The sequence below is a fragment of the Streptomyces fuscigenes genome (genome assembly GCF_021556455.1).
GTDB lineage: Bacteria > Actinomycetota > Actinomycetes > Streptomycetales > Streptomycetaceae > Streptomyces > Streptomyces fuscigenes.
In genome coordinates this window covers 1-3,798 of the sequence record NZ_JAKGCV010000498.1, presented here as the reverse complement: position 1 = coordinate 3,798, position 3,798 = coordinate 1, and the positions used below count along the sequence as shown (strand labels likewise).

The following is a 3,798-nucleotide window of genomic DNA, read 5'->3' as shown; positions in this document are numbered from 1 at the left end:
CCGCGATCCTGATCGCGGCGGTCGCCGCCGTCGCGGTCGTCGGCCTCGGGGTCGGCGCCCTCCTCAGCGGCGGGGGCGGCGACGACAAGCAGGACACGAGCGCCACCGCCGCGGACACGTCGGCGGCCTCGCCGAGCGCCGCCGGGCAGGGCGGCGGGGACGACGCCGCCCAGGGCCAGGCGAAGGCACTCGACGCCCTCCTCTCGGACAGCAACAACAGCCGCGAGGCCGTGATCGGCGCGGTCGCCGACATCAAGTCGTGCAAGGACCTCGACGGCGCCGCGAGCCACCTGCACGACGCGGCCACCCAGCGCCAGGGCCTCGTCGACCAGCTCGGGAAGATCACCATGGACAAGCTGCCGAGCCACGACGAGCTCGCGGCCTCCCTCACGGAGGGCTGGAAGGCGTCCGCGGCGGCCGACAACCACTACGCGCAGTGGGCGAGGGAGGCCAAGAGCCGCAAGGTCTGCAAGCACGGCAGCGCGCACCGGACCGCCGCGGCCGGCCAGGGCGACAAGTCGAGTGGCGAGGCGACGACCGCGAAGACCCGCGCGGCCAAGCTGTGGAACGCGGTGGCGAGCCAGTACGGGCTCAAGCAGCGCACGGCGTCGGACCTGTAGGCCGCACTCCCCGGGTGCGCCGGTCCCGGTGCCGCCTGCGGGCGGGCGCCCCGGTCCGTGCGCCGTGCCTCACCGGGTCCAGGCGGCGGCCGCCGTCCCCGCGGCGACGGCGCACAGCACGGGCACGAGGAACAGCGCCGCGCCCAGCGCGTACGGGAACGGCCCGCGTGCCCGCGGCACTTCACGCGGCGTGAACGCCTTCTCCATGGCCGCCTTGGTCCGCCGCGTGTTCAGCGGAGTCGCCGCGCCGAGCAGGACGAGCAGCACCTCGCGCCACCGCAACCGCGCCTCGCCCCGCACGGGCAGCGTCCAGGACGAGACCCAGCCCCGGAACGGCAGCAGCCCCACGACGGTCCCCCACAGGAAACCGGCGCCCGCGGCGAGCGCCCCGGACCACGCGGACCCGGTGGCGAGGCGCACGATCAGCACGAGCACGGCGAGCACGAGCGGGGACAGCGCCGGGATCCACCGCTCGCTCCGCTCGGGCAGCCAGCGCAGCAGCACGCAGGTCAGCACCACGTTGGGTATCAGCGCGATGGCGAGCCACAGTGTGAGAGGCACCCGATTCCCTTTCGCGGGCCGGGGAAGGCCGCTGCTCCCCGGCGGTCAGTGGATGAGGAACGCCAGGCCGACGAAGACCGCCAGCATCGTGAACAGGGCGAGCGCCGAGTGGCGCCCCTTCACCACGGCGACCGGTTCGCCCGCCCGCCGCAGGGCCGCCTGCCGCCTGATCCACGGCGTGTAGATGAGCCGGGTGGCCGCCATGCTGAGCGCCACCAGCGTGTACAGGTACAGCGGGACGCGCCACGAGTCGCCGGTCGCCAGCGACCGGCCGAGGGTGAACACGAAGCTCCCGAGGGGCGGCACCACGAGCAGGGCCAGCCGCTTCGGCCAGGTCTCGCCCATGGTCATCAGGGAGACCCCGAGGGCCAGTCCGGCCAGGACGGCGAGAACGATCCAGCCGGTGTCGGACAGGTGAGCTGTCAGCATGCGCCTTCCCTTGCCTGAACTGCGTTGATCCGCACCGCGGACGGTCCGCACCGGTCCGCGCTGCGTGCTGCGGGCGCCGGTGCTGGGGGCCGATCCCGGTGACCGGGTGCCGGGCGGGCCGGTGGGAGGGGGAGGGGGAGGGAGAGGGGCAGCATAGCGGCCCCGCTCCCGCCCCCGTCCCGCCGGCCCGTGGCGGCGGACTACCAGGTGAGCCAGCCCACGACCGTGGTCGTCGCGTCCTTCGCGATGCTCGACGCCTTGGCGCCCACCTCGCCGGCGACCTCGCCGACCTTGCCGAGGACGGCACCCTCGCCCATGAAGATCCCGCCGACGAGGAACATCCCGAGCGCCGACTGGAACTCGCTGCTGTCGATGCCGTGCGCGATGCCGTTCAGGACGGCGCTCGCCCCTTGCAGGCCCCAGGACGCGAGACCGGCGCCCAGGGCGATGCCCTCGGCGATCGCGTCGGCGGGCGGGGGGAGGAACAGTCCGCCGATGGCCGCGGCGACCCCGATCGACCCGAGGACCGTGCTCCAGTGGCCGGTGACCGTCGCCCAGTCGTCGACGCTGCCGACGTCCTCGGGCCAGATGCCCAGGTCCTCGTACCAGGGCTTGTCGTGGTCCGACGTCTGCGAGGGGTTCGACGAGCTCGACTCGTTCTTCTTCGCGTCGTCCGCGGCCTTCTTCGCCGCGGCGGCCGCCTCCGCCTTGGCCTTCGCCGTGGCGATCTGCCGGGCCTGCGAGGCGGCGTCGGCCGCGGCCTTGGCGTCCTTGCCCGCCTGGACCGCGGACGCCTGCGCGGAGGCCGCCGAGGCCTGCGCGCTCGCCGCCGAGGAGACCGCCTGCTGCGCTGAGGCCGCCGCCCGGCTCATCGAGTAGTTCGCCGAACGGGCCGCGCCCCGGGCCGCCACGGCCGCCTGCTTGGCCGTCGCGGCCGACTTCGCCGCGTCGGCGGCGGACTTGTCGGCGGCGTCCGCGTTGTCCCTCGCCTCCTGGGCCGAGTCGGACGCGTCCTTCGCGTAACCGTTCGCCTTCGAGGCCCAGTCGGCGGCCTCCTCGGCGGCCTGGTTGGCCTCCGCGGCCGCCTTGGACGCCAGGGCGGCGTCCTGCTGGGCCGTGGCCGCGACGTTCGCGGCGTGGGCGATGGACGCCCGCACGGCGGCGACGTGCGTGGCGTCGTCCTGGTCGAGGCGCGTGATGTCGAACTGGTCGTGGACGACGAAGTTGCGCCGCATGCGGGCCGACCCGCTCAGCACGATCTGCGCGGCCGACTGCATGTAGGCGCCGCCGGTGCCGAGCAGGCGGAAGACCTCGACATGGTCGTCCTGCTTGGTCGCGTCCAGGAGGTCGACGGTCAGGAACCGGTGCAGTGCCTGGGCGCTCCCGTCGGCGAGCGCCGCCTGGGCGCCCGCCTTCACGGCGTCCCCGGGGCTGTTGCCCAGCAGGGTGAAGATCTTGACGCGGTTGTCCGTCGCCGCGGCCTCGATGGCGCCGGTGTCCAGGAAGGCGCTGACGGCCGCCGGGTCGTCCGCGGCCAGCGCGTCGGCGGCGGCCTGGGCGACGGCGGACGTGGAGTACGTCGCGACGGCCACCACCGTCTCGCGGTCGTCCTGGGCCTGGGCGATCGCGCGGTCGGTCTCCAGCCAGTTGACGACGTCCTCGTCCGCGCCCGCCAGGGCGAACGCTGCCGCCTCGCGCGTCCACGTACCGGTCGAGTCGAGGAGGAGGACGGCCGCCGCGCGGCCCTTCGCCAGCGCCGTCGCGGTGTCCTGGGCGGCCAGCGCGGCGGTCGCGGCGGCGAGGGCGCCCTTGATGTCCTGGGACGTCTTCTCCGCCTGCGTGCGCTGCTTGTCGGCGTTCGCCGTGTCGTCGAGTTCGGTCTGCGCCGCGGTGCGCGCGAGCTCGGTGCCGATCTGGGTGTCCTGCGCGATGCGGTCGGCGTCCGCCGCGCGGGCCGCCGCCTCCACGTCCAGGGCCTCCTGGACGGCGTCCGCCGCGGTGTTCGCGGCCTCGACGGCCGCCTTGGCGAAGGCGGTCGAGCGCTTGGCGTACTCGACGGCCTCGCCCGCGTGGTCCGCGGCCTCCTCGGCCGCGTCGGCCGCCGCGTCGGCGTGGTCCGCCGCGCTGTTGGCGGCGTCACGGGCGACCGCCGCGGAGGTGGCGGCCCGGTTGGCGAGGGTCTGCGCCG

2 protein-coding genes and 2 pseudogenes are annotated in these 3,798 nt (G+C 75.1%); 1 reads left to right on the top strand and 3 read right to left on the bottom strand.

Features of this window, described 5'->3' with window-relative positions; all coding sequences use genetic code 11:
• Positions 1-620 (top strand): annotated as a pseudogene (locus L1885_RS25255) (hypothetical protein); the annotation flags it as partial.
• A 69-nt stretch (positions 621-689) separates the two neighbouring features.
• On the opposite strand, the gene L1885_RS25250 reads toward L1885_RS25255, so the two are convergent.
• The 3 genes and pseudogenes from L1885_RS25250 to L1885_RS25240 all read right to left on the bottom strand — a co-directional run.
• Complete coding sequence (locus L1885_RS25250; RefSeq protein WP_235799481.1) at positions 690-1,181, bottom strand: hypothetical protein; 492 nt, start codon at positions 1,179-1,181, stop codon at positions 690-692.
• A 45-nt stretch (positions 1,182-1,226) separates the two neighbouring features.
• Positions 1,227-1,610 carry a hypothetical protein gene (locus tag L1885_RS25245; RefSeq protein WP_235799480.1) on the bottom strand — a complete coding sequence of 128 codons (384 nt, stop codon included), beginning with the start codon at positions 1,608-1,610 and terminating at the stop codon, positions 1,227-1,229.
• A gap of 200 nt (positions 1,611-1,810) precedes the next feature.
• Positions 1,811-3,798: pseudogene (locus L1885_RS25240) on the bottom strand (ALF repeat-containing protein); the annotation flags it as partial.